Source organism: Saccharopolyspora antibiotica, from assembly GCF_047200635.1.
In the GTDB taxonomy this organism is placed as follows: domain Bacteria; phylum Actinomycetota; class Actinomycetes; order Mycobacteriales; family Pseudonocardiaceae; genus Saccharopolyspora_C.
Window position 1 is genome coordinate 1 of the sequence record NZ_JBJZOI010000036.1, and the last position, 23,252, is coordinate 23,252.

22 protein-coding genes are annotated in these 23,252 nt (G+C 73.9%); 8 read left to right on the forward strand and 14 right to left on the reverse strand.

The genetic code is table 11. From position 1 onward, the window contains the following. Positions 1-176: 176 nt before the first annotated feature. Positions 177-353, forward strand: a complete 177-nt coding sequence (locus ACL03H_RS22955; RefSeq protein ID WP_412813414.1) for a DUF6104 family protein — start codon at positions 177-179, stop codon at positions 351-353. A gap of 93 nt (positions 354-446) precedes the next feature. On the opposite strand, the gene hutI is transcribed toward ACL03H_RS22955, so the two are convergent. Genes hutI through hutH form a run of 5 tightly spaced genes read right to left on the reverse strand, consistent with a single transcriptional unit; the run spans position 447 to position 7,363 of the window. Continuing rightward, positions 447-1,619, reverse strand: coding sequence for an imidazolonepropionase (hutI, locus tag ACL03H_RS22960; protein ID WP_412813379.1), 1,173 nt, complete (start codon positions 1,617-1,619; stop codon positions 447-449). Between the two features lie 23 nt (positions 1,620-1,642). Continuing rightward, entirely contained in the window at positions 1,643-2,953 is a 1,311-nt protein-coding gene (locus ACL03H_RS22965; protein WP_412813380.1) for a formimidoylglutamate deiminase, read from the reverse strand. Next, on the reverse strand, positions 2,950-4,146 hold the full coding sequence (locus tag ACL03H_RS22970) for an allantoate amidohydrolase (RefSeq protein ID WP_412813381.1): 1,197 nt from the start codon (positions 4,144-4,146) through the stop codon (positions 2,950-2,952). Before ACL03H_RS22970 ends, ACL03H_RS22965 begins: the two co-directional genes overlap by 4 nt. A 20-nt stretch (positions 4,147-4,166) precedes the next feature. Further along, the gene (gene hutU / locus ACL03H_RS22975) at positions 4,167-5,819 is read right to left on the reverse strand and encodes a urocanate hydratase (protein WP_412813382.1); all 1,653 of its coding nucleotides are present in this window, start codon (positions 5,817-5,819) and stop codon (positions 4,167-4,169) included. Then, complete coding sequence (hutH, locus tag ACL03H_RS22980; protein ID WP_412813383.1) at positions 5,816-7,363, reverse strand: histidine ammonia-lyase; 1,548 nt, start codon at positions 7,361-7,363, stop codon at positions 5,816-5,818. Before hutH ends, hutU begins: the two co-directional genes overlap by 4 nt. Positions 7,364-7,448: 85 nt before the next feature. Between hutH and ACL03H_RS22985 the strand changes: the two genes are divergently transcribed. Next, on the forward strand, positions 7,449-8,228 hold the full coding sequence (locus ACL03H_RS22985; protein WP_412813384.1) for an IclR family transcriptional regulator: 780 nt from the start codon (positions 7,449-7,451) through the stop codon (positions 8,226-8,228). A 137-nt stretch (positions 8,229-8,365) separates the two neighbouring features. Here ACL03H_RS22985 and ACL03H_RS22990 read toward each other — a convergent pair whose 3' ends face one another. The 7 genes from ACL03H_RS22990 to ACL03H_RS23020 all read right to left on the reverse strand — a co-directional run bounded on the left by ACL03H_RS22990 (position 8,366) and on the right by ACL03H_RS23020 (position 16,879). After that, entirely contained in the window at positions 8,366-8,608 is a 243-nt protein-coding gene (locus ACL03H_RS22990) for a hypothetical protein (RefSeq protein WP_412813385.1), read from the reverse strand. A gap of 293 nt (positions 8,609-8,901) precedes the next feature. Then, the gene (locus ACL03H_RS22995; RefSeq protein WP_412813386.1) at positions 8,902-9,777 is read right to left on the reverse strand and encodes an ABC transporter substrate-binding protein; all 876 of its coding nucleotides are present in this window, start codon (positions 9,775-9,777) and stop codon (positions 8,902-8,904) included. 38 nt (positions 9,778-9,815) lie between these two features. Beyond that, the gene (locus ACL03H_RS23000; RefSeq protein ID WP_412813387.1) at positions 9,816-10,502 is read right to left on the reverse strand and encodes an ABC transporter permease; all 687 of its coding nucleotides are present in this window, start codon (positions 10,500-10,502) and stop codon (positions 9,816-9,818) included. Next, a complete protein-coding gene (locus ACL03H_RS23005; protein WP_412813388.1) occupies positions 10,499-11,170 on the reverse strand; it encodes an ABC transporter permease in 672 nt (223 codons plus the stop codon). Before ACL03H_RS23005 ends, ACL03H_RS23000 begins: the two co-directional genes overlap by 4 nt. Beyond that, positions 11,167-12,255 carry an ABC transporter ATP-binding protein gene (locus ACL03H_RS23010; RefSeq protein ID WP_412813389.1) on the reverse strand — a complete coding sequence of 363 codons (1,089 nt, stop codon included), beginning with the start codon at positions 12,253-12,255 and terminating at the stop codon, positions 11,167-11,169. Before ACL03H_RS23010 ends, ACL03H_RS23005 begins: the two co-directional genes overlap by 4 nt. Positions 12,256-12,572: 317 nt before the next feature. Next, on the reverse strand, positions 12,573-15,398 hold the full coding sequence (locus ACL03H_RS23015) for a sensor domain-containing protein (RefSeq protein WP_412813390.1): 2,826 nt from the start codon (positions 15,396-15,398) through the stop codon (positions 12,573-12,575). A gap of 278 nt (positions 15,399-15,676) precedes the next feature. Then, entirely contained in the window at positions 15,677-16,879 is a 1,203-nt protein-coding gene (locus ACL03H_RS23020; protein WP_412813391.1) for an NAD(P)-dependent malic enzyme, read from the reverse strand. A gap of 368 nt (positions 16,880-17,247) precedes the next feature. On the opposite strand from ACL03H_RS23020, the gene ACL03H_RS23025 reads away from it, so the two are divergent. After that, on the forward strand, positions 17,248-17,856 hold the full coding sequence (locus tag ACL03H_RS23025; RefSeq protein ID WP_412813392.1) for a dTDP-4-dehydrorhamnose 3,5-epimerase family protein: 609 nt from the start codon (positions 17,248-17,250) through the stop codon (positions 17,854-17,856). A 793-nt stretch (positions 17,857-18,649) separates the two neighbouring features. On the opposite strand, the gene ACL03H_RS23030 is transcribed toward ACL03H_RS23025, so the two are convergent. After that, entirely contained in the window at positions 18,650-18,970 is a 321-nt protein-coding gene (locus tag ACL03H_RS23030) for a S24 family peptidase (RefSeq protein WP_412813393.1), read from the reverse strand. Between the two features lie 109 nt (positions 18,971-19,079). On the opposite strand from ACL03H_RS23030, the gene sodN reads away from it, so the two are divergent. From sodN to ACL03H_RS23045, 3 genes are all read left to right on the forward strand, one after another. Then, positions 19,080-19,487: a superoxide dismutase, Ni gene (sodN, locus tag ACL03H_RS23035; protein WP_412813394.1), complete on the forward strand. Its 408-nt coding sequence runs from the start codon at positions 19,080-19,082 to the stop codon at positions 19,485-19,487. Between the two features lie 107 nt (positions 19,488-19,594). Further along, on the forward strand, positions 19,595-20,194 hold the full coding sequence (locus tag ACL03H_RS23040) for an acid phosphatase (protein WP_412813395.1): 600 nt from the start codon (positions 19,595-19,597) through the stop codon (positions 20,192-20,194). A 17-nt stretch (positions 20,195-20,211) separates the two neighbouring features. Then, complete coding sequence (locus ACL03H_RS23045; protein WP_412813396.1) at positions 20,212-20,691, forward strand: GNAT family N-acetyltransferase; 480 nt, start codon at positions 20,212-20,214, stop codon at positions 20,689-20,691. A gap of 166 nt (positions 20,692-20,857) precedes the next feature. On the opposite strand, the gene ACL03H_RS23050 is transcribed toward ACL03H_RS23045, so the two are convergent. Further along, complete coding sequence (locus tag ACL03H_RS23050) at positions 20,858-21,286, reverse strand: hypothetical protein (RefSeq protein WP_412813397.1); 429 nt, start codon at positions 21,284-21,286, stop codon at positions 20,858-20,860. Positions 21,287-21,794: 508 nt separating this feature from the next. Between ACL03H_RS23050 and ACL03H_RS23055 the strand changes: the two genes are divergently transcribed. Together ACL03H_RS23055 and ACL03H_RS23060 are read left to right on the forward strand one after the other, a co-directional pair. Beyond that, the gene (locus ACL03H_RS23055) at positions 21,795-22,733 is read left to right on the forward strand and encodes a diacylglycerol/lipid kinase family protein (protein ID WP_412813398.1); all 939 of its coding nucleotides are present in this window, start codon (positions 21,795-21,797) and stop codon (positions 22,731-22,733) included. Positions 22,734-22,978: 245 nt separating this feature from the next. Then, on the forward strand, positions 22,979-23,236 hold the full coding sequence (locus tag ACL03H_RS23060; RefSeq protein ID WP_184482254.1) for a WhiB family transcriptional regulator: 258 nt from the start codon (positions 22,979-22,981) through the stop codon (positions 23,234-23,236). Positions 23,237-23,252: the final 16 nt, after the last annotated feature.

The following is a 23,252-nucleotide window of genomic DNA, read 5'->3' on the forward strand; positions in this document are numbered from 1 at the left end:
CCCCCCCCCCCCCCCCCCCCCCCCCCCCCCCCCCCCCCCCCCCCCCCCCCCCCCCGCTTCGTCGTCCCGGCGGCGGTGCGAGGAAGGGAACATCCCTGTCACCGGTGACAGTAAGGTTCCCTTGCTGTCAGGGACCGGCGGCGGAGGCCGTCGGCGTGCGCGTGGAGGAGGAGACGGTGTACTTCACCGATCGGGGCATCGAGGAGCTCGAGGAGCGTCGCGGTGAGGACGAGGTGGCGTTGGCGTGGGTCGCCGACCGGATGCGGGCGTTCGTGGACCAGAACCCGGCGTTCGAGGACGCGGTCGAGCGGCTCGCGACCTTCCTCGCCCGGGACGACGCCGACGACGACTGACCGCTCCCCCGCTGCGAGGAAGGGAACTTTCCTGTCACGGGTGGCAGGAAAGTTCCCTTCCTCGCGTCCCGACCCCCGGGTTGGTGGTGCTGGTCACCGGATCCTGGTGCCCGCCTTCCAGACGGCGTGGGTGAGCGGGACTCCGGGCCGGTAGGCCAGCCAGGACGCGCTGGGCGCGTCGAGCACGTGCACGTCGGCGCGGGCGCCGGGGCGCAGCAGGCCGACGGCGCCGTCCCCGGTGGCGCCCGTCCCGGTGTCGCGGCGCAGGGCGCGCGCCCCGCCCCAGGTGGCGGCGCGGATCGCTTCGGGCACGGTGAGCCCCATCTGCAGCACGGCGGTGGTGACGCAGTAGGCCATCGACGAGGTGTAGGACGAGCCGGGGTTGCAGTTGCTGGCGAGCGCGATGGTCGCCCCGGCGTCGAGGAGTTCCCGCGCGGGCGGCAGCGGTTGCCGGGTGGACAGGTCGCAGGCGGGCAGCAGGGTGGCGACGGTGTCGGAGTCGGCGAGCGCGTCGACGTCGGCGGGTTCGAGGTGGGTGCAGTGGTCGACGCTGGCGGCGCCGAGCTCGACGGCGAGCCGCACGCCGGGTCCCGGGCCGAGCTGGTTGCCGTGAACCCGGAGCCCGAGCCCGCGTTCGGCGGCGGCGAGCAGCACCCGCCGGGACTGCTCGGCGTCGAAGGCGCCGCGTTCGCAGAACACGTCGCACCAGCCGACGTGGGGCGCGACGGCGTCGAGCATCTCGCCGCGGACGAGGTCGAGGTAGGTCTCGGCGTCCTGCCCGGGCGGCACGAGGTGCGCGCCGAGGAAGGTGACCTCGTCGACCTCGGCGGCGGCGAGGCGGGCGGCTCGGAGCTCGTCGGCGGTGGTGAGCCCGTAGCCGGTCTTGGTTTCGAGGCAGGTGGTGCCTTGCGCGGCGGCTTCGGCGACGTGGCGGCGCAGGGTGTCGGCGAGCGCGGTGTCGGTGGCGGCGCGGGTGGCTTCGACGGTGACGGCGATGCCTCCCGCGGCGTAGGGCTCGCCGTTCATGCGGGCGGTGAATTCGGCGGTGCGGTCCCCGGCGAACAGCAGGTGGGTGTGGCTGTCGACCCAGCCGGGCAGCACGGCTCGGCCGCCGACGTCGACGGCGGTGTCGGCGGCGGGCGCGCGGGAGGCCGGGCCGGTCCAGGCGACGCGGTCGCCGTCGAGGACGAGCGCCGCGTCCGCGCGCGGTGGCCCGTCGTGGGTGGTGGTGAGCTCACCGATTCCGGTGATAGCAGTGGATGTCATCGTTCACCCGCCTCATCGCGTGATCATCGCTGGTCCAGGAGTTCTTCGACGAGGCGCGGCAGTCCCGGGTCGGGGACGAGCTGGTGGACGCCGTCGCGGACGATGCGGCGTCCCCCGGAGACGACGTGCCGGACGTCATCTCCGCGCGCGACCGCGGGGACCGCGTCGAGCGGGACTCCGGCGAGCCGGGGCCCGTCGAGGCCGACGGCGACGAGGTCGGCGCGCTGCCCGGGGGCGATCCGCCCGGCGTCGGGGCGGCCGAGTGCGCGGTGCCCGGTGCTGGTGGCCATCCGCAGCAGTGCGGCGGGGTCGAAGTGCCCGCGCCGTTCGGCGCGCAGCCGCTGCCCGGCTTCGACGGCGTGGGCTTCGGCGAGCAGGTCGATGGTGGAGTGCCCGTCGCTGCCCAGCGACAGCGGGCTGCCCGCGGCGGCGAGCTCGGCGGCGGGGCCGATGCCGTCGCCGAGGTCGGCCTCGGTGCTGGGGCACAGGCAGCCGCCGGTGCCGCTGCCGCCGAGCAGCCGCAGGTCGCGTGCGGTGAGGTGGGTGGCGTGCACGGCGGTGGTGCCCTCGCCGAGGGCGCCGCTGTCGTGGAGGAGTTCGGTGGGGGTGCGGCCGTGCGCGGCGAGGCAGTCCTCGTTCTCCTTGCGCTGTTCGGAGAGGTGGACGTGCAGCGGGGCACCGCGGCCCCGGGCCCAGGACGTGACGTGGGTGATCTGCTCCGGCGGCACGGCGCGCACCGAGTGCACGGCGGCGCCCAGCAGCACCTGGTCGTCGGAGGGGAACAGTTCGGCCCGCTCGGCCCAGGCCCGCGCATCGCCGTCGGAGAACCGCAGCTGCACGCCTTCGGGTGGGGTGCCGAAGCCGCTGGCGAGGTAGCAGGTGTCGAGCAGGGTGAGCCGGATCCCGGCGGTGCGGGCGGCGTCGGCGAGGGCGTGGCTCATCGCGTTGGGGTCGTCGTAGCGCCCGCCGCCGCCCGGGTGGTGCAGGTAGTGGAACTCGCCGACGCAAGTGATCCCGGCGAGGGCCATCTCGGTGTAGACGGCGGTGGCGAGCCGCCGGTAGGTGTCGGGGTCGAGGGCGCCGGCGAGGGCGTACATCTGCTCCCGCCAGGTCCAGAAGGTGCCGGTGCCGGTGGCCCGGCCGCGCAGCGCGCGGTGGAAGGCGTGCGAGTGCGCGTTGGCGAGGCCGGGCAGCACGAGCCCGGGCAGCACCGCCGCCCCGGCGGGTGCGGCCTCGGCGGCGCCGAGCCGGGTGATGGTGTCGCCGTCGACTTCGACGAGCACGCCGCGCCGCGGCCCGTCGTCGAGCCAGGCCGCTTCGCACCAGTACGTCATGCCGCCCACCTCCGCAGCACCCGGGCGAGGGCGGCGGTCCCGGCTTCGCAGTCGGCGGGTTCGGCGTGCTCGTCGGGGGCGTGGCTGATGCCGGTGGGGTTGCGCACGAACAGCATCGAGGTGGGCACCCGGGTGGAGAGCACCCCGGCGTCGTGCCCGGCTCCGGTGGCGAGGGCGGGGGCGTCGTCGAGCAGGGCGGTGAGCTCGGCGCGCAGCCCCTGGTCGAAGTGCGCGGTCGGGCTGTAGGACTCCTCGGTGACGTCGACCCGGCAGCCTTCGGCGCGGGCGTGCTCCTCGGCGCGGGCGGTGAGTTCGGCGACGACGGCGCGGGTGGTGGTGTCGAGGGGTGCGCGGGCGTCCAGCCACAGGTCGGTGCTGGAGGCGATGACGTTGGTGCCGCCGGGGTTGGGGACGAGGCGGCCGACGGTGGCGCGGGCCTCGTGCCGGGCGGCGGCTTCGCGGGCGGCGAGCACGGTGCGGGCGGCGGGCAGCATCGGGTCGCTGCGGTCCTCCAGCGGGGTGGCTCCGGCGTGGTTGCCCTGCCCCCGGAACCGGAAGCGCCACCGCCCGTGGCCGAGGATCGAGGTGGCGACGGCGACGGGCCGCCCGAGGTCGACCAGTCCCCTGCCCTGTTCGACGTGCAGTTCCACGAACTTGCCGATGCCGCCGAGGAGTTCGGGGTCCGCTCCGGCGCGAGCGGGGTCGCCGCCGGCCGCGCGCAGCGCCTCGGCGAAGGTGGTTCCGCCCTGGTCGCGCAGGGCGCATGCGGTGTCCCGGTCGATGCTGCCGCTGAGCAGCCGGGAGCCGAGGCAGGGCACCCCGAACCGGCCGCCTTCCTCCTCGGCGAACACGACGATCGCGAGGGGGCGGCCGGGCTGGAATCCGGTGGCGCGCAGCTCGTCGACGGCGCCGAGCGCGGCGGCGACGCCGAGGGGCCCGTCGAACGCGCCGCCGCCGGGGACCGAGTCGAGGTGGCTGCCGGTGACGACGGCGTCCGGGCCGGGTCCGCCCCACCACGCCCAGAGGTTCGCGTTGCGGTCGGCGTGGACGTCGAGCCCGCGGGCGCGGGCCTGTTCGCCGAACCAGTCCCGCAGGTCTCGCTCGGCGGGGTCGAACACGTGCCGCGAGTAGCCGCCGCGGCGCGGGTCGCGTCCGACGTCGTCGAGCTGGGCGAGCAGTGCGCTGGTGCTCATCGGTGCTCCTCGGCGCGCGTTCAGGCGGTGGGGATCCGCAGGCCGCGGTCGGCGGCGACGGTGCGGGCGCGGTCGTAGCCGGCGTCGGCGTGGCGGAGCACTCCGGTGCCGGGATCGTTGGTGAGGACCCGTTCGAGCTTGCGGGCGGCGAGTTCGGTCCCGTCGGCGACGGTGACCTGGCCGGCGTGCAGGGAGCGGCCCATGCCGACCCCGCCGCCCTGGTGGATCGACACCCAGGTCGCACCGGAGGCGGTGTTGACCAGGGCGTTGAGCAGTGGCCAGTCCGCGATGGCGTCGGAGCCGTCGGCCATGCCCTCGGTCTCCCGGTAGGGGGAGGCCACGGAGCCGCTGTCGAGGTGGTCGCGGCCGAGCACGAGGGGCGCGGAGACCTCGCCGGAGGCGACGAGCTCGTTGAACCGCAGTCCGGCGCGGTGCCGTTCGCCGTAGCCGAGCCAGCAGATCCGCGCGGGCAGCCCCTGGTGCTGGACCTTCTGCCCGGCGAGCCGGATCCAGCGCGCGAGGTGCTCGTCGTCGCCGAACTCCTCCAGCACGGCGCGGTCGGTGGCGGCGATGTCCTTCGGGTCGCCGGACAGCGCGGCCCAGCGGAACGGGCCCTTGCCCTCGCAGAACAGCGGCCGCAGGTAGGCGGGCACGAAGCCGGGGTAGTCGAAGGCGCGGCCGAAGCCGGCTTCGGCGGCTTCGCCGCGCAGCGAGTTGCCGTAGTCGAAGACCTCGGCCCCGGCGTCGAGGAAGCCGACCATGGCTTCGACGTGCTCGGCGATGGAGTCGCGGGCGCGGGCGGTGAACTCGTCGGGCTTGGCGGCGGCGTAGTCGGCCCAGTCGTCGAGTTCGACGCCGCGCGGCAGGTAGGACAGCGGGTCGTGCGCGGAGGTCTGGTCGGTGACGATGTCGGCGGGCAGGCCGCGGCGCAGCAGCTCGGGCAGCACCTCGGCGGCGTTGCCGATGACGCCGATGGAAACGGCCCGGCGTTCCCGCTTGGCGGTGACGGCCCGGTCGACGGCGTCGTCGAGGTCGGTGGCGAGCACGTCGAGGTAGCCGTGGCGGACGCGGCGCCGGGCGCGTTCCGGGTCGCATTCGACGACGAGCGCCGCGCCCTCGTTCATGGTGACGGCGAGCGGTTGCGCGCCGCCCATGCCGCCGAGCCCGGCGGTGAGGGTGAGGGTGCCGGCGAGGGTGCCGCCGAAGCGCTTGGCGGCGACGGCGGCGAAGGTCTCGTAGGTGCCCTGGAGGATGCCCTGGGTGCCGATGTAGATCCACGACCCGGCGGTCATCTGGCCGTACATCATGAGGCCGAGGGCGTCGAGCTTGCGGTACTCGGGCCAGCTGGCCCAGTTGCCGACGAGGTTGGAGTTGGCCAGCAGCACCCGCGGCGCCCACTCGTGGGTGCGCAGCACGCCGACGGGCTTGCCGGACTGCACGAGCAGCGTCTGGTCCTCGGCGAGGTCGCGGAGCTCGGTGACGATGGCGTCGTAGCTGGCCCAGTCGCGGGCGGCGCGGCCGGTGCCGCCGTAGACGACGAGGTCCTCGGGTCGTTCGGCGACCTCGGGGTCGAGGTTGTTCTGCAGCATCCGCAGCGGCGCCTCGGTGCTCCAGGAGCGGGCGGTGCGGGTGGTGCCGCGGGCGGCGCGGACGGGCCGGGATCCGGTGCTCATGACTCGTGTCCCCCTAGCTGGTGCGCGATCCGGTTGATCTCGCCGGAGCGCAGCAGCGCCTCGGCTTCGGCGATCTGCGGCGCGAGGTGCGCGTCGGGGCCGGGCCCGGGGACGCGGGTGCGCAGCAGGTCCCGCGCGGCGCCGGTGGCGGGCGCGGGGGTGAGCGGGGCGCGCAGGTCCAGGGCCCGGGCCGCGGTGAGCAGTTCGACGGCGAGGGCGGTGCGCAGCCCGTCGACGGCGCGGCGCAGCTTGCGGGCCGCGGCCCACCCCATCGAGACGTGGTCCTCCTGCATCGCGCTGGTGGGGATGGAGTCGACGGAGGCCGGGGAGGCGAGCCGCTTGAGCTCGGCGACGATCCCGGCCTGGGTGTAGTGGGCGATCATGTGTCCGGAGTCGACGCCGGGGTCGGCGGCGAGGAACGCGGGCAGCCCGTGGGAGCGGGCCACGTCGAGCATCCGGTCGGTGCGGCGCTCGGCCATGCTCGCCACGTCGGCGAGCGGGATGGCCAGGTAGTCGAGGGCGTGCGCGAGGGGTGCGCCGTGGAAGTTGCCGTTGGACTCGACGCGGCCGTCGTCGAGGACGACCGGGTTGTCGATGGCGGCGGCGAGTTCGCGCTCGGCGACTTGGTCGGCGAAGGCGAGCAGGTCGAGCGCGGAGCCGTGCACCTGCGGGGCGCAGCGCAGGGAGTAGGCGTCCTGCACCCGGCCGCAGTCGGGGGCGCGGTGGCTGGCGATGATGCCGGAGCCGGCGAGGGCGCGGTGGATGCGCTCGGCGGAGCGGGCCTGGCCGGGGTGCGGGCGCAGGGCGTGCAGCTCGGCGGCGAAGACGCGGTCGGTGCCCAGCAGCGCTTCGACGCTCATCGCGGCGGTGAGGTCGGCGACCTCCAGGAGGCCGCGCAGGTCGTGCAGCGCGAGCACCAGCATTCCGAGCATCCCGTCGGTGCCGTTGGTCAGCGACAGCCCTTCCTTCTCGGCGAGCACGACCGGCTCGATGCCCGCCTCGGCGAGCGCTTCGGCGGCGGGCCGGGTGCCTCCCGCGCCGTGCAGGACCTGTCCTTCGCCGGTGAGGGCGAGGGCGACGGCGGCCAGCGGGGCGAGGTCACCGGAGCAGCCGAGGGAGCCGTGCTCGTGCACGACGGGCACGATCCCGGCGTTGAGCATCGCGGCGAGGGCGCGCGCGGTGCCGAGTCGGGCGCCGGTGCGGCCGGTGGCGAGGGTGCGCAGGCGCAGCAGCATGAGGGCCCGCACCACCTCGGGTTCGACGGCGGGGCCGGCCCCGGCGGCGTGCGAGCGGACCAGCGCCTGCTGCAGCGCGGCGCGGCGTTCGGCGGGGATGTGCCGGATGGCGAGCGCGCCGAATCCGGTGGAGACGCCGTAGGTGGGGTCGTTGGCGGCGGCGAGCGCGTCGATGTGCTCGCGGGTGGCTTCGATGCCGCGTTCGGTGACCTCGTCGAGTTCCACGAGGGCGCCGTTGCGGGCGACGTCGACCACTTGGTCCGCGGTCAGCCGTCCCGAGTCGAGCGGGTGCGCCGGTGCGTGTTGCATTCCTCCATGTCACACGGCTCCGGCCCCGGGCAGAAGCCCGGATAGGGTCGTTCCGTCTGGTATCTCAGACAGGAGGGCGGGGGCGATGGGCGGCAGCAGCGAGGTGCCCGCGCTGCGGCGCGGGCTGGCGATCCTGACGGCGATGGCGGGCCGCTCGGGTCCGGTGTCGGCGGGGACGCTCGCGAAGGAGCTGGGCCTGCCGAGGTCGACGACGTATCACTTGCTGGCGGAGCTGGTGGCGGCCGGTTTCGCGGTGCGCCTGGCGGAGGAGCGCCGGTTCACGTTGGGGATGGCGGCGTTCGAGCTGGGCTCGGCGTACTTGCGCCACGACCCGGTGCAGCGGCAGGCGGGCCCGGTGCTGCGGCGGCTGGTCGACGCGGTGGGCTGCACGGCGCACCTGGGGGTGCTGCACGGCGGGGAGCTGCTGTACCTGGTGAAGGAGCGGCCGTCCCGGCCGCAGACGCTGGTCACGGACGTGGGCGTGCGGTTGCCCGCGCATCTGACGGCCTCGGGCCGGGCGATGCTGGCGCACCTGCCCGCGGCGCAGGTGCGGGCGTCGTTCCCGGCCGGTTTCGCGCGCCGCACCGAGCGGGGTCCGCGCACCCTGCCGGAGCTGCGCCGGGTGCTGGCCGCGGAGCGGCGGCTCGGCTGGGCGGTGGAGGACGGGCACGTGACGGCGGGTTTCGCGTCGGTGGCGTGCCCGGTGTTCGGCCCGGACCAGTGGCCCGCGGCGTCGATCAGCCTCACCTTCCGCCACGAGTGCGCGCCCGGCGGCGCGGACTGCGGGGCGACGTGGCCGGAGCTGGCCGGGCAGGTGCGGCGGGCGGCAGCGGATCTGACGAAGCTGATCGGCGGCCGCGAATGAGGGGCGCCCCGGATTCCCCTGATCATTCCGAGATCAATTGATCAGCCGACCGGGAATGGTGCGCTCGGAAATGTGCCCGGCCCCTTCCGGAGAAGGAGCCGGGCACTTCTTTCCCGCGGCGGAAAGCTAGGACTTGATCAGCCCTCGGTGTTCCCGATGGGGTTCGCCGCGGTGGAGTCGCCACCGTCGCCGCCGTTGGCCGCCGAGCAGCTGCCGGTGCCCAGGACACCGATGCCGCACAGCAGGTTCACGCCGATGCCGCCGGAGCCGCCCGAACCGCCGTCACCGGACTCGCTGGAGACGAGCGGGTCGTAGCCACCGGCGAAAGCCGCACCAGAGCCAGCGCCCAGCAGGGCGACTGCAGCGACAGCGGCGCTCACGAGCCGAGCAGAAGTACGCATGGGAATTCCCCTCGTTGTTGCCGAATCGGATCCAACCGAATCACCGGAAGATCTCGGGGGTCCCAGAACTCCCATCGGCGATCGGCCTGGAAACCATCGCACCGATCTCCGGAACCAGCATCTCCAGTAGCGCCAAAGAGGACAGATCAGGTACACCTTCGTTGGTCCCATCACTCTGCGTCCACGTTGGACTCGCACGATGCAGGGACAGGGAACCATCTCGAAAGTGAATCAGATTCGGCGAGCGACGGGACGAGTCGGGAAGATCCCGATCACAGCCCGGCCACGAACTCCTTCGCGAGGTCGGCCGGATTGGCCTTGTCGACCTCCAGCCTGCGGTTGAGCTCGGTGAGCCGTTCCGTGGTCAGCGCGCGCGAGGCCCGGTCCACGGCGGCCGCCTGCGGCGGGGCGAGGGTGCCCGCGCCCACCAGCGGGACGACGTGCTGGGCGGGGAACATGTCGCGCGGGTCCTCCAACGGCACCAGGTCGTTCGCGTCGATCTGCGAGGACGTGGTGAACAGGTTCGCGACCTGCACGGTGTCGCCGACCAGCGCGTCAACGGTGACGGTGCCCGCTTCGAGGTTGCGGATCTCCCGGAAGGTGCAGCCGTACTCCTCGGCGATGCGCTGCTCCCAGCGGGACTTCCACTCGGCGGGGGCGCCGAGCGCGAACTCCCCGCAGCGCGGCCCGAGGTCGGCCAGGGTGCGGATGCCGCTGTCGGCGGTCCGCCGGGTCACGGTGAGCACGTCGGAGTCCTCGGCCGGGGCCTGCTCCAGCACCTCCAGGCCGGGGGGCAGCTTCCGCCGCAGCGCGTCGTAGACGTCCTGCGAGGAGGTCGCCGGGTCGTTCCCGTCGACGTACTGCAGCAGGTTGCCGGTGTAGTCCGGCATCACCGACAGCTCGCCCTGGCGCACCGCGTTGACGTAGGTCTCGCGCGCCCCGATGCGGGGCTTGGTGTCGACCTCGGCGCCGGTGCCGCGCAGCGCCTCGGCGTAGATCTCCATGACGAGTTCGCTCTCGGTGAAGTCGGCGGAGCCGACGACGAGCGCCCCACCGGAACCGTCACCCGCCTGGAACGGGTCACCGCCGCAGCCGGTCAGCCCCACCAGCGCCAAGCCGGCCAACGCCAGCGCTCCCCATCGCTTCACGGCCGTGCCGCCTCTCGTCGTGGTGTTCCGGGCCCGCGTCACGACCGCCCCGCGGCGGCGGGCGCACCCGTCCGGATGCCGCGGGGGGTGAGCGCGCGGGAGAGCTTGCTCAGCAGCAGGTCGAGCAGGACTGCGAGCAGTGCGATGCACAGCGCCGCCGCGAGCGTCTGCCCGTAGTCGTAGGTCTTGATGCCCTCCAGCAGGATGCTGCCGAGACCGCCGAGACCGACGTAGGCGGCGACGGAGGCGGTGGCCACGACCTGCAGCATCGCGGTGCGCACTCCGCCGAACAGCAGCGGCGCCGCGTTCGGCAGCTCCACCTGCCACAGCTGCTGCGCGGGCGTCATGCCCATGCCCTTGGCGGCGTCGCGCACCTCGCGGGGGACGCTCTGCACCCCGGCGTAGGCGCCGGAGAGCACGGCGGGGATCGCGAGGATCACCAGCCCCGCCAGGGTCGGCACCTCCCCGATGCCCGCGATGAGCACGAACAGCGTCACGAGTCCGAGGGTCGGCAGGGCGCGCATCGAGTTGCTCAGCACGACGACGGTGGCGCCGCCGCGTCCGGTGTGCCCGATCCACAGCCCGATCGGCATCGCGATGATCGAGGCCACCAGCACCGAGAGCACGCAGTAGTACAGGTGGCGCAGGGTCTGCGCGAGCAGCCCGGTGGAGGACAGCCAGTGCTCGGGATCGGACAGCCAGGCGACCAGCTCGTTGATGATCACGCCGTTCCCCCCGCGCTCGCCCGCTGCCACGGGGTGCCGAGCCTGCGCAGCGCGACGATGATCAGGTCACCGACCATGGCCAGCAGCAGCGTCAGCACCACGCCGAGCAGGATCGGGGTCAGGTAGTCCCGCTGGAACCCGTCGGTGAACAGCCGGCCGAGCCCGCCGATGCCGATCAGGGCGCCGACGCTGACGAGGCTCACGTTGCTAACCGAGGCGACGCGCAGCGAGGTGCTCAGCACCGGCAGCGCCAGCGGCAGCTCGACGGCGAAGAACCGGCGCCGCGGCCGGTAGCCGAGGGCGGTGGCGGCGGTGACGATGTGCTCGGGCACCGAGTTCAGCCCCTCCAGCACGGGCCGCACCAGCAGCGCCGCGTTGTAGATCGTCAACGCGATCACCACGTTGATCGAGGCGGTGGCCCCGGTGCCGAGCACCGCCGGGATGATCACGAACAGCGCCAGCGAGGGGATCGTGTAGAGGATGTTCGCCGAGTTCAGCAGCGCCCCGCGCGCCTTCGGCACCCGCTGCGCGAACCGCCCGGCGGGCAGCGCGAGCAGCGCGCCCAGCACCAGCGGCACCAGGGCGAGGTAGACGTGCTGGCCGAGGGACTCCAGCAGCACCTCGCGGTTGCTGGGGCTGGCGAAGTAGTGCGCGAGCTCGTCGATCACGGCTGCTCCCCGCGCCCCGCCTCGATGACGTCGAGCACGTGCCGCGCGCCGACGACGCCGACGAAACCGCCGTCCTCGTCGACGACGACGCCGAGCCCGGACGGCGCGGACAGCGCCGCGTCCAGCGCCCCGCGCAGCGCGGCGCCCCGGGTGTGCAGCGAGCCGCCCGCGACGAGGTGCCGTTCGGCGAGGGGGCCGTCCGGGGCGGAGTCCGGCGGCAGCCAGCCGCGCGGCCTGCGCTCGGCGTCCAGCGCCAGCACCCAGCCGGAGCCGTTGTTCACCGCGGGCTCGCCCAGCGCGACCGTCTCGACGGCACCGGGGTCGAGGCCGTCCCCGTCCACGAAGGACAGCCGCCGGTAGCCGCGGTCGCGGCCGATGAAGGAGGTGACGAAGTCGTCGGCCGGTTCGGCCAGCAGCGAGTCCGGGTCGGCGTACTGGGCGACGTGCCCGCCGGTGCGCAGCACCGCGACGTTCTCGCCGAGCTTCACGGCCTCGTCGATGTCGTGGGTGACGAACAGGACGGTCTTGCCGAGCTCGCCCTGCAGCCGCAGCAGCTCGTCCTGCAGCCCTTCCCGCACCACGGGGTCGACGGCGCTGAACGGCTCGTCCATCAGCAGCACCGGCGGGTCCGCGGCCAGCGCCCGCGCCACGCCGACGCGCTGCTGCTGGCCACCGGAGAGCTGCGCGGGGTAGCGGTCGCCCAGCGAGGCGGGCAGCCCCACCAGGTCCAGCAGCTCCCGCGCCCGGCGCCGCGCGTCGCGGTGGGGGGTGCGGAACAGCCTCGGCACCGTGGCGATGTTGTCGACCACGGTGCGGTGCGGGAACAGTCCCGCCTGCTGGATCACGTAGCCGATGCCGCGGCGCAGCAGCGCTGGATCGGCGTCGCGCACGTCCTGGCCGTCCACGAGCACGGTGCCCGAGGTCGGTTCGATCATGCGGTTCACCATGCGCAGCAGCGTCGTCTTCCCGCAGCCCGATGGACCGACGAGCACGGTGATCGTGCCCTTCTCCACGGTCAGGTCGACGTCGTCGACGGCGACCGCGCCCCCGGGATATTCCTTGCGCACGGACCGGAACTCGATCAACCGAGCCCCCTCGGATCACCGACAGTCACTTGCCGACTGCCGCAAACCTGGTCGACCCTAACCCGAACGCCGGAACGCCGCGATGATCCGAGCCGCCTGCGTGATCTTTCCCCGCACCGTGCGCAGCAAGATCCCACGATCCGGGAGATCCATCACACCCGTGCCGGAGCGGGCCCGCCGCCCTCCGGGAAGCTGCTGCGCGGCTCTCGCGCTCGGCGGCGCGGTCGACGGCGGCGCGGTCGACGGCCGGCGGCCGGGGGCGGGCGCGGCGCGCGGACCCCGCGGAGAGGCCCGACGGCCGGTGCGGGGAGGACTCGTCAGGAGTCGTTGGTCAGCGGCAGCGGCCCGGTCTCCAACAGCGCCCGGAAGTCCTTCGCCGGCATCGGCCGGGAGAACAGCCACCCCTGGTAGGCGTCCACGCCGACCCCGGAGAGGACGTGGAACTGGGTCGCGGTCTCCACGCCCTCGGCCACGCACAACCTGCCCATGGCCCGCGCCATCCCGACCACGGCCTGCGCCACCGCGAAGTCCGAGGGATCACCGCCGACCCCCGCGACGAACCGCCGGTCCACCTTGATGATCTGCGCGGGCAGGTCCTTGAGCCGGGCCAGCGAGGAGTAGCCGGTGCCGAAGTCGTCCACCGCGAACCGCACGCCGCGCGCGACCAGCTCGCCCATCGCCTGCCGGGTTCGGGAGGGCAGGTCGACCAGCGCGGTCTCCACCAGCTCCAGCACGACCCGGTTCCAGTCCAGGCCGCACTCGGCGACGGTGTCGGCGACGACGTCGACGAAGTCCGCGCCCCCGGGCACCAGCCCGGCGAGGTTCACGGCGATCCCGACCTGTCGCCCGTTCGGCGCGGGCCAGGTGGAGGCCTCCCGCAGCGCGGTGCGCAGCACCCAGCGGTCCAGCTCCCGCAGCAGGTCGCCCTGCTCGGCGACGGGCAGGAAGGCGTCCGGGCTCAGCAGCCCGCGGTCCGGGTGCGGCCAGCGCACCAGGGCCTCCGCGGTGAGCACGGTGCCGTCCGAGGCCACCACCGGCTGGTAGTGCAGGGTGAGCCCGTCGTTGTTCAGCGCCTCCCGCAGCTGCCCCTCCAGGTGCAGCTGCCGGTCCGCGGACGCCATCAGCGCGGGGCTGGCCAGCGAGACCTTGCCCGCGCCGCGCCGCTTCGCCTCGAACATCGCCGCGTCGGCGAAGCGCAGCAGGTCTTCCCCGCCGGAGCCGCCGCCGCTGGGCACCGCGGCCCCGATCGACGCCGACACGCGGATCAGCTGGCCGTGCACCGGGACGGCGGTGCGCAGCAGGCCAGCCACCCGGGTGGCCAGCGAGTCGAGGCCGCCGACCGCGCTGATGTCCGAGCAGATGATGAGGAACTCGTCCCCGGACAGCCGCGCCGCGGTGCACCCCTCGGGCAGGCCGCCCTCCAGCCGCCGAGCCAGCGCCACCAGCAGTTCGTCGCCCGCGTCGTGTCCGAGGGAATCGTTGACCCGCTTGAAGTTGTCGATGTCGCAGAACAGCACCGCCACCCCGGCCGGGTCGGCGCTGCCCAGCAACCGGCCCAGCAGCTCCTTCACCGCCGCGCGGTTCGGCAGCCCGGTCAGGTCGTCGTGGGTGGCCTGGTAGCGCAGCGCCTCGGCGGCGCGGCGGCGCTCGGTGATGTCCTGGAAGACCACCAGCCAGAACCGGGTGCCGTCGTCCTGCACCGACAGCGCCACGTGCAGCTCGCAGTACACGGGTTCGCCGTCGGAGCGGATCAGCAACCGCTGCGGCACCTTCCGCCGTCCGGAGCGGGCCGAGGCGATCTCGTCGGAGGCGGCGCGCAGCCCGGAGTCCCGCTCGTCGGGATGGGTCATCTGCCGCGCGCTCATCCCGCGCAGCTGCTCCAGCCGGTAGCCGAGCAGGTCGCACAGCGCGTCGTTGGCGTCGACCAGGTGCTCGTCCTGGTCGAACAGGCCGATGCCGACGGGCGTGACCGCGACGAGGTCGGTGAACCGCTGGGTGGAGCGCTCGATGAGGGTGAGCGCGGTGCGCTGCTCGGTGACGTCCTGGGCGGTGCCGACCAGCACCATCCTGCCGTCGGGGTCGCGGATCGCGGCGCCGTGCGCGCGCAGGGTGCGCACGGCTCCGTCGCGGCGGATGAAGCGGTGCTCGATCTCCACCGATTCGAAGCGGCGGGCCAGCCCGCGCCAGGCCTCGTCGACCCGCGCGCGGTCGTCCGGGTGCACCCCGGAGAGGTAGTCCTCGTAGGTGGCGGGTTCGCCGGGGAGGTTCCCGCAGATCTCGCGCATCATCTCGGACAGCTGGGTGACTCCGGTGGCGGCGTCCCACTCCCAGGTGCCGAGCCGGGCGGCGCGCTGCGCGTCGTGCAGCTTGCGGCGCTCGTCGCGCAGCTGCCGCTCCAGCCGCCGCTGCTCGGTGACGTCCTGCACCGTGCCCTCGATGCGCTCGACGCGGTCGGCGGCGTCCCGCTCGACGCGGCCGGTGCACAGGAAGACCCGGTCGGCGTGGTCGCGCAGCTCGACCTCGACGAGCTCGCCGACCGGGGCGGAGCGCAGCCGCACCCCGAAGTCGTCGGCCTTCGGCTGGTCGTCCGGGTGCACCGCGACGATCATGTTCACGCCGTCGAAGGCGTCCGCGGCGCCGCTGGCGTGGAACTGCTCCTTGAGCACCGGGCTGTGGTAGACCTGCCCGGTGTCCGGGTAGACGCTCCAGCTGCCGACCTTCGCGATGCGCTGGGCCTCGATGAGCCGGGCGCGTTCGGCGACGACGTCCACCCCGAGCGGGCTGCCCGCGTCGGGGATCAGGTCGTCGACCTCCACCAGCACCGTGACCCGTTGCGCGGGATCGGCGGGCAGCGGCCAGCTCAGCGTTCGCACCGGCACGTCCCGGGCACCGCGCAGCAGCGCCACCGGCCCGTCGCGGACGAGGAGGTCGGCGAGGTTCGACCCGACCAGCGCGGCCGCGTCCGGAACCCCGGCCAGCCGCACGGCCTCCGGCGTGACGTGGGTGATCGTGCCGTCCGCGGCGTTGAGGATCGCTGGCGCGTCGGGTAATCCGGCGCCACCGCCGATCGGGTCCGCGTCGCCCGTTCCCGCACTCGTCGCCCCGGAAGCGGGCGTCCCGTCGTTCCGATCGGTCACCAGCACCCCTCCTGCGTAGCGGCCACCTTCACCGGGCACACGACCGAAGACCGACCATCCCGCACGTGATCGGCACCACAGCGAGTTACTGATCTGACCTTACCGGCCCGACCTCCGCCGCGGACCCGCTGGTGGGCCTTCGGACGACGTCGCCCGGACGCGGGACGTGCGACGCGGCCCCTCGTGACGCGAACGGCCGGAACCGGGCCCGCGAACAGACCACCGGGGCGCGTCGCGAACGACGCGCCCCGGTGGTCCGAATGCCCGAACGCCAGGTCTCGGGCTTACGCGGTGGCGACTCCGTCGGCGCGCGCGGCGGCGGCGACGGCGCTGATCACGGCCGGTGCGACCCGCGGGTCGAGCGGGCTCGGCACGATCTTGTCGGCGCTGAGCTCGTCGGCCACGACCTCGGCGATGGCCTCGGCGGCGGCCACCTTCATCCGATCGGTGATCATCCGGGAGTTCTCCTGCAACGCGCCCTTGAAGATCCCCGGGAAGGCCAGCACGTTGTTGATCTGGTTCGGGAAGTCGCTGCGCCCGGTGGCCACGACGGCCGCGTGCCTGCGCGCGACGTCCGGGTGCACCTCGGGGTCCGGGTTGGACAAGGCGAACACGATGGCGTCGTCGGCCATGGTCGCGACCAGCTCCTCCGGGATCTGCCCGGCGGAGACCCCGATGAGGACGTCGGCGCCGTCCAGCGCGTGCTCCAGCCCGCCGGTGATGCCGCGCGGGTTGGTGTAGCCGAGCAGCTCCTCCTTGATCGGCGTGAGGTGGTCGCGCCCGGAGTGCAGCACCCCGCGGGAGTCCAGCACGACGATCTCGCCGGCCCCGGCGGTGTGCAGGATCTCCGCGCAGGCCACGCCGGCCGCGCCCGCACCGGAGATCACCACGCGCAGCGAGCCGAGCTCGCGGCCCACGACCTCGCACGCGTTGCGCAGCGCGGCGAGCACGACCACGGCGGTGCCGTGCTGGTCGTCGTGCATGACCGGGCAGTCCAGCGCTTCGATGAGGCGGCGCTCCAGCTCGAAGCAGCGCGGCGCCGCGACGTCCTCCAAATTGACCGCGCCGAACGAGGGGCGCAGCCGCACCAGGGTCTCGACGATCTCGTCGACGTCGGTGGTGTCGAGCACCAGCGGAATGGAGTTGAGCCCGGCGAAGGTCTTGAACAGCGCCGACTTGCCCTCCATCACCGGCAGCGAGGCCCGCGGCCCGATGTCGCCGAGGCCGAGCACGGCGGTGCCGTCGCTGACGACGGCCACCAGGTCCTGCGTCCAGGTGTAGCGATCGGCGAGGGTCTGGTCCGCGGCGATCGCGCGGCTGACCTTGGCGACGCCGGGCGTGTAGGCGATCGAGAGGTCGCGCGCGCTGTCCAGCGGCGCGGTCACGTCGATCCCGAGCTTGCCGCCCTCGTGCGCGCGGAAGATCTCGTCGTCGGTGAGTTCCGCTCCGCTCGCGGGAGCGGGGGTGGTGTCGTTCACAGTGGTCACGGCGTCCCTCCTTGTGCCATGGCCTGCGAAAACCGGGCTGCCCCGGATTTCGCAGCGAAAGGGTGGTCCGTCCACCCGGGCGACGCGCTCATCGGGCGGCCGGTCGGTACCGGCGGAGCGACGGGCGTCGGGACGACCGGCGCAGGATGCCCTGGTGCGGGCACCGCGCCGGTGGACGCTGCGGTCCGGCCAGTCTGCCAGCGCGATCCGCGCGCTGTCAGCGACCAGGGTCACAGACTTGATCGAGCAGGCCGGAACCAGCCTCCGCGATGTCCGGCGAGAAGTTGCCGGACGCGCACGTGCTCCCGTTTTTTCCCGGATCGGCCCGCCGTGCGCCGCGCCGCCGCCGGGCTTCTAGGCTGCTGGCCGTGCAGGTTCGCTCCCTCGAGATCCCCGGGGTGCACGAGTTCACCCCGAAGTCCTTCCCCGACCACCGCGGACTGTTCGCCGCGCCGTTCCAGGAGGCCGCGTTCGTGTCCGCGACCGGCCACCCGATGCGGCTGGCGCAGACCAACCACAGCGTCTCGGCGCGGGACGTGATCCGGGGGGTGCACTTCTCGGACGTGCCGCCGGGCCAGGCGAAGTACGTCTACTGCCCACGCGGGTCGATGATCGACGTGGTGGTGGACGTGCGGACCGGCTCGCCGACCTTCGGGCGGTGGGTGGCGGTGCGGCTGGATTCGGTGGAGTACCGGGCGCTGTACGTGGCGGAGGGCCTGGGACACGCCTTCGTCGCGCTGGAGGACGACACGGTGATGAGCTACCTGTGCTCCACCCCGTTCACCCCCGCGGCCGAGCACGGCATCAATCCGCTGGACCCGGAGCTCGGGCTGCCGTGGGCGGAGCATCTCGCGGGGGAGCCGGTGCTGTCCGAGAAGGACTCCACCGCGCCCACCCTCGCCGAGGCGGCGGACCGGGGTTTGCTGCCGGACTACGAGGCCTGCCTGCGCCGCTACGAGCGGCTGCGCGCGGGCTGAGCCGCGCTCCCCGGGCGGAGCGCGCAGCTGATGTTCGGGCAGGAGCCCTCGGCCAGCACCCGCTCCGCGAGCGCGGTGATCGTGCCGACCGGGTTCACCGCGGTGGAGCCGGGATCGGCGACGTGGCGGTCGCGGTGCCCGCGCCCCCGGCCGTACCGGTCGCTGGTCTTCCCCCAGCACGCGGCCGCCGAGCGGGTGGTGGCTGAACCGGTTCTCGCGCGCGGGCGTCGCCGACAGGTCGCGCCTCGCCGGCGCGGTTGATCCGGTCGAAGACCGTCCTCGTCACGGCGATCGAGAGCTGCACCCGGGATTCGGTCCAGCGCGGCCGGGCCGAAGCGGGGGCGGAGCCGTGCTCGACGCGCCCGCGCCCGGGGTTGCGCGCGGTCGCCGGGTGGGAGCCGGCCCGATCTCGATCCCGGCGCACCGGCGCGATCCCCGCGAGCACCGGGCGACGCGGTCGTCGTTGCCGAGCGCACCAGCTGCCGCGGTTGTCGTCGCGGCGCTGAAGATCGCGCCGGCGCCCGACCTCCGGCAACGGGGTCCGCACGTCGGCGGCGTCCAGCCGCGGGGCGGTGGTGGCGCGGCGCGGCCGGAGCCGACCACGACGGCGGGCACGCGGACGCGGCCGACCGCGCTCCCGGGGCGGGTGGTGGCGGTGAGGCCGAGCGGGGCTGCCGCCCGAGCGGGCGCGGCGCAGCCGGAGCAGGTGCCCGCGGGAGGCAGTCGTGACGCGGAACGACGGGGTCGGCACGCACCGTTCGCGCACCCGGCGCCCGAACTGAGCGAACGGGCATCACTCCGGCCGGAGCCGACGTGGGCTCGGCCACAACCGCCACGTCGCCACCCCGAGCACCGCGGCGGGCCCCAGCTCCCGCGAGTCCGTGGTGCCGAACGGGTTGTCGCCCTCCACGTGCCAGCCCCCGCCGTCCCGGCGCACCGCTCGCTTCACCGACAGCTGCCGCGGCCGCGATGCCCAGCGCACGAGCACCACATCACCTGCCCGCGGCCGGGCCCGCGGCCGCACCACGACCACGTCCCCGTCGCGCAGCGCCGGGACCATCGACGCGCCCCGCACCCGCACCCGCCGCCACCGCCAACGCCCCGGTCCGGACACCGCTCACCCCTCTCGCCCGCGCGATCTCCAGCGGTCCCTCCGCCGCGACGCACGAGATCGTCACGAGTAGGGTCACGAACGTCGGAGCATCCACTGTCAGGGAGGAACGATGGGTCTACTGTCCCGCATCCTCGGGCCGCGCCTGGAGGCGACCGCGCACTGCGATCTGCCGTGCGGCGTCTACGACCCGGCGCAGGCCCGGATCGAGGCCGAGTCCGTCAAGGCCGTGCAGGAGAAGTACCAGAACAACGAGGACTTCGAGTTCCGCACTCGCGCGATCATCATCGCCGAGCAGCGCTCCGAGCTCGTCAAGCACCACCTCTGGGTGCTGTGGACGGACTACTTCAAGCCGCCGCACTTCGAGAAGTACCCGCAGCTGCACGAGCTGGTCAACAAGGCCACCAAGGCCGCCGGGGCGACCGGCACCAAGGGCTCGATGGACCCGGCCAAGGGCCAGGAGCTGCTGGACTACATCGCGGAGATCGAGAAGATCTTCTGGGAGACCAAGCAGGGCTGAGCCCGCTCGCCGACGGCGCCGTCCGCGCGGAACCCGCGCGGCGGCGCCGTTCGCACGTCCGGACCCGGCACCTGCGGCGGCCGCGGACCGGCGCCTAGACTCCTCGCGTGGGGGAATCCGGACGACACGAGATCTTCCTGCTGCGCCACGGGGAAACCGAGTGGTCCAGCAGCGGCAGGCACACCGGCCGCACCGACATCCCGCTCACCGCGCGCGGCGAGCAGCTCGCCGTCGCGGCGGGCCGCGCCCTCGCCTCGCTGCGCGGCGACGGTCCGATCACCGCGCTGGCCAGCCCTCGCGCCCGCGCCCGGCGGACGGCGGAGCTCGCGGGACACCCCGCCGGGGTCGAGCCGCTGCTCGCCGAGTGGGACTACGGCGACTACGAGGGCCGCACCACCCCGGAGATCCGCGAGGACGTGCCGGAGTGGACGGTGTGGACCCACCCCGTCCCCGGCGGCGAATCCGCGGCGGAGGTCACCGGGCGCGCCGACGCGCTGCTGGCCCGCCTCGCCGGGGAGCTGAGCCGCGGGGACGTGCTGCTGACCGGGCACGGCCACTTCAGCCGCGCCCTGATCGCCCGCTGGCTCGGCCTGCCCGTCACCGAGGGCGTCCGCTTCGCCCTCGATCCCGCCGGGATCACCGTGCTCGGCCACGAGCGCGGGGTCCCGCAGCTGCACCGCTCGAACGTGCCCGCGACCGCGGGCTGATCCGGAGGACCCGCCCCTTGTCCCAGCACGTCATCCGCCCGGTGGCCGAGCCCGACGTCCCCGCCGTGGTGCGGCTCGTGCACGCCCTGGCGGAGTACGAGAAGGCCCCCGACGAGTGCCACCTCACCGAGGAGGCCCTGCACCGCGCCCTGTTCGGCGACTCCCCCGCCCTGTTCGGGCACGTGGCCGAGGTGGGCGGCGAGGTGGTGGGCTTCACCCTGTGGTTCCTGAACTTCTCCACCTGGCACGGCAGCCACGGGATCTACCTGGAGGACCTGTTCGTGCTCCCGGAGCACCGCGGCTCGGGTCTCGGCAAGGCGCTGCTGCGGACGCTGGCGCGGGAGTGCGTGGCGCGCGGCTACGCCCGGCTGGAGTGGTGGGTGCTGGACTGGAACGAGCCCGCGATCCGGTTCTACGAGTCCGTCGGGGCCCGCGCCATGGACGAGTGGACGGTGCACCGGCTCACCGGTGAGGCGCTGCGCTCCTTCGGGAGCTGATCGGGCCACCAGCCGCCCGCTGCCGCCCCGGGGGCGTCTCCGGGGATGTTCGCGTGCCGCCGAGGCGTCCGGGTCCGCTCAGCGCATCTCAGCGCCGCCCGCGCGGCCGCTGTCGCCCGGCCGCGCGGCACGGCCCGCGTTCCGCGCGAGGACGGGGCCGAAGCGCTCAGGCCCCGCCGGAGCCGATGCCGTCCCGGCCGTAGAGGGACCACTCGCGGCCCTGCTTGCCGAACATCAGCCACAGCACCACGACCGCCGGGACGCCGACCGCGAAGCCGAACAGCGGCTGCCCCGAGGGGCCGATCGCGTACCAGGCGATCCCGATCAGGATCAGCTGCAGCAGCAGCGCCGGCGTGCGCGCCCAGTGCCTGCCGCGCCACATGCCGATCCCCGCGGCCAGCACCGCCAGCGAGACGAGGCCGAAGTAACCGGCCTCCGCGAAGGTGTCGGTGCGGTCCAGCGTGTTCACCCCGCCCAGGTCGGGCGCCGTCGTGCGCACCAGCAGGGCGGCGACGAAGGCGAGGCCGGCCACCGCTTCGGCGATGGTCAGCACGGCGGCGACGCGCACGGTGCGCGGAGGAGCGGAGGGCGGCACGGCGGCATCGCCTTTCGAACTCGGGACTGCTGCGGCACAGGTCACACCCGGCCCGGCGAGCGGCGCTGCCCCCGCCACCACCGGTCGTGACTCTGCGTGTGCGCTTGCCAGGGTAATACCGCCCGAACGCCGCATGGCTCGGGCCGGGCGCGGGCGCGAAGATCGTGCCATGGCGGATGCGGCGGTCGTGGGCTACGGGGTGTCCCACCGATCGGTTCCGCGTTCCGCTCCGACCGGCTCCTCGCACGGGCGCGCTCCGGGGTTGCGCGCCACCGCGGGACCGGTGCCGCAGGTCGACGACCGTGCCTGGACGGGCGCACCACGATGCGGGGCGGCAGCGCGACGCGCCGCCCGCGCGGTGCCTCAGCCCGCCGCCGGTGCCAGTCGACGGGGACCGCTGCGTCCCCGCTCCTCCCGCGCCACCGACCGGGAGAGGAGACCGCCGCTCAGCTGACCGTCGACCCGCACCCTGCGAACGGGCGGAGACGTCTCCCCTAAGCTGCAGGTCGTGCGCGCCGTGCTCATCGCCAATCCGCAGGCGACCTCGACCACCGCGGCCACGCGGGACGTGCTGGCCCACGCCCTGAGCGACGTGGTGAAGCTGGAGGTCGCGCCGACCCGCTACCGGGGACACGCCGCCGAGATCGCCCGCGCGGCGGTGGCCGAGGGCGTGGACCTGGTCATCGCGCACGGCGGCGACGGCACGGTCAACGAGGTCGTCAACGGGATGCTCACCGATGCGACACCCGGGCAGCCGCCGTCCGGGGGACGCGCACCGCTGCTCGGGGTGGTGCCGGGGGGTTCGGCGAACGTGTTCGCCCGGGCGCTGGGCCTGCCGAAGGACCCGGTGGAGGCCACCCACCGGTTGCTGCTGGCCATCGCGGCCGACACCAGCAGGCTGGTCGGGCTGGGCCGGGCCAACGACCGGTGGTTCACCTTCAACGCGGGCGTCGGCTGGGACGCGGACGTGGTCGCCGAGGTGGACCGGTTGCGCGGCCGGGGCCGCGAGGTCACCCCCGCGCTGTACGCCCGCACCGCGCTGAGCTGCTACTTCCGCGTTTCGCGGCGGGCTCCGCAGATCACCGTCCGGGTGGACGACGAGCCGCCGGTCACCGGCCTGCACACCGCGTTCGTGGCGAACACGGACCCGTGGACCTACCTGGGTTCGCGGCCGATGCGGATGAACCCGGGGACCACGTTCGACACCGGGCTGGGCGTGTTCTCGCTGCGCGACATGAACGCTTACGCCGTGTTGCGCTACATCGCGCAGATGCTCCGCGGCAGTGCGAAACCACACGGAAGAAACGCGCTTCGGCGTGCCGATGTCGGCCGGATCCACGTAGCCTGTCAGGAGCCGTTGCGCCTCCAGGTCGACGGCGACAACCTCGGTGAGCGCTCGGTGATCGAGTTCGTCTCGGTGCCGGACGCCCTGCGGGTCGCTGTATAACCTTCTCGTAACGGAGCCCGGTCGCTGATCGACGGCCCCGCACGTGACCAGCGATCATTCGAAACCCCAGGTCAAGAGCTGTCGATCTTTCAGGTGAGTTGGCTCACGCGGTCAGATCGAACTCTTGACATCACGGCAGTTCGTGAAAGCATTCACAAGCACACGGACTCCGTGAAAGCATTCACAAACACCCCGAACGAACTACCGGCGCGCCGTGCGCGCGCCTAGCGAGGAGCAAAGTAATCATGGACTGGCGCCACGATGCGGTTTGCCGTGACGAGGACCCGGAGCTGTTCTTCCCCGTCGGGAACAGTGGTCCTGCGCTGCTGCAGATCGCCGAGGCGAAAGCCGTGTGCCGGCGTTGCCCCGTTGCCTCCGAGTGCCTGGCGTGGGCACTGGAGAGCGGCCAGGACGCCGGTGTCTGGGGCGGCATGAGCGAGGACGAGCGGCGTGCCCTCAAGCGTCGCAGCTCGCGCACTCGGGTGGCTCGCACCAACGCCTGAGCACCTGACCTGCTGT

What these genes read in the sequence shown, in the direction of transcription:
- hutI (WP_412813379.1), bottom strand. Translation starts at nt 1,619, where the DNA reads ATGACATCCACTGCTATCACCGGAATCGGTGAGCTCACCACCACCCAC.
- ACL03H_RS22965 (WP_412813380.1), bottom strand. Translation starts at nt 2,953, where the DNA reads ATGACGTACTGGTGCGAAGCGGCCTGGCTCGACGACGGGCCGCGGCGC.
- ACL03H_RS22970 (WP_412813381.1), bottom strand. Translation starts at nt 4,146, where the DNA reads ATGAGCACCAGCGCACTGCTCGCCCAGCTCGACGACGTCGGACGCGAC.
- hutU (WP_412813382.1), bottom strand. Translation starts at nt 5,819, where the DNA reads ATGAGCACCGGATCCCGGCCCGTCCGCGCCGCCCGCGGCACCACCCGC.
- hutH (WP_412813383.1), bottom strand. Translation starts at nt 7,363, where the DNA reads ATGCAACACGCACCGGCGCACCCGCTCGACTCGGGACGGCTGACCGCG.
- ACL03H_RS22985 (WP_412813384.1), top strand. Translation starts at nt 7,449, where the DNA reads ATGGGCGGCAGCAGCGAGGTGCCCGCGCTGCGGCGCGGGCTGGCGATC.
- sodN (WP_412813394.1), top strand. Translation starts at nt 19,080, where the DNA reads ATGGGTCTACTGTCCCGCATCCTCGGGCCGCGCCTGGAGGCGACCGCG.
- ACL03H_RS23060 (WP_184482254.1), top strand. Translation starts at nt 22,979, where the DNA reads ATGGACTGGCGCCACGATGCGGTTTGCCGTGACGAGGACCCGGAGCTG.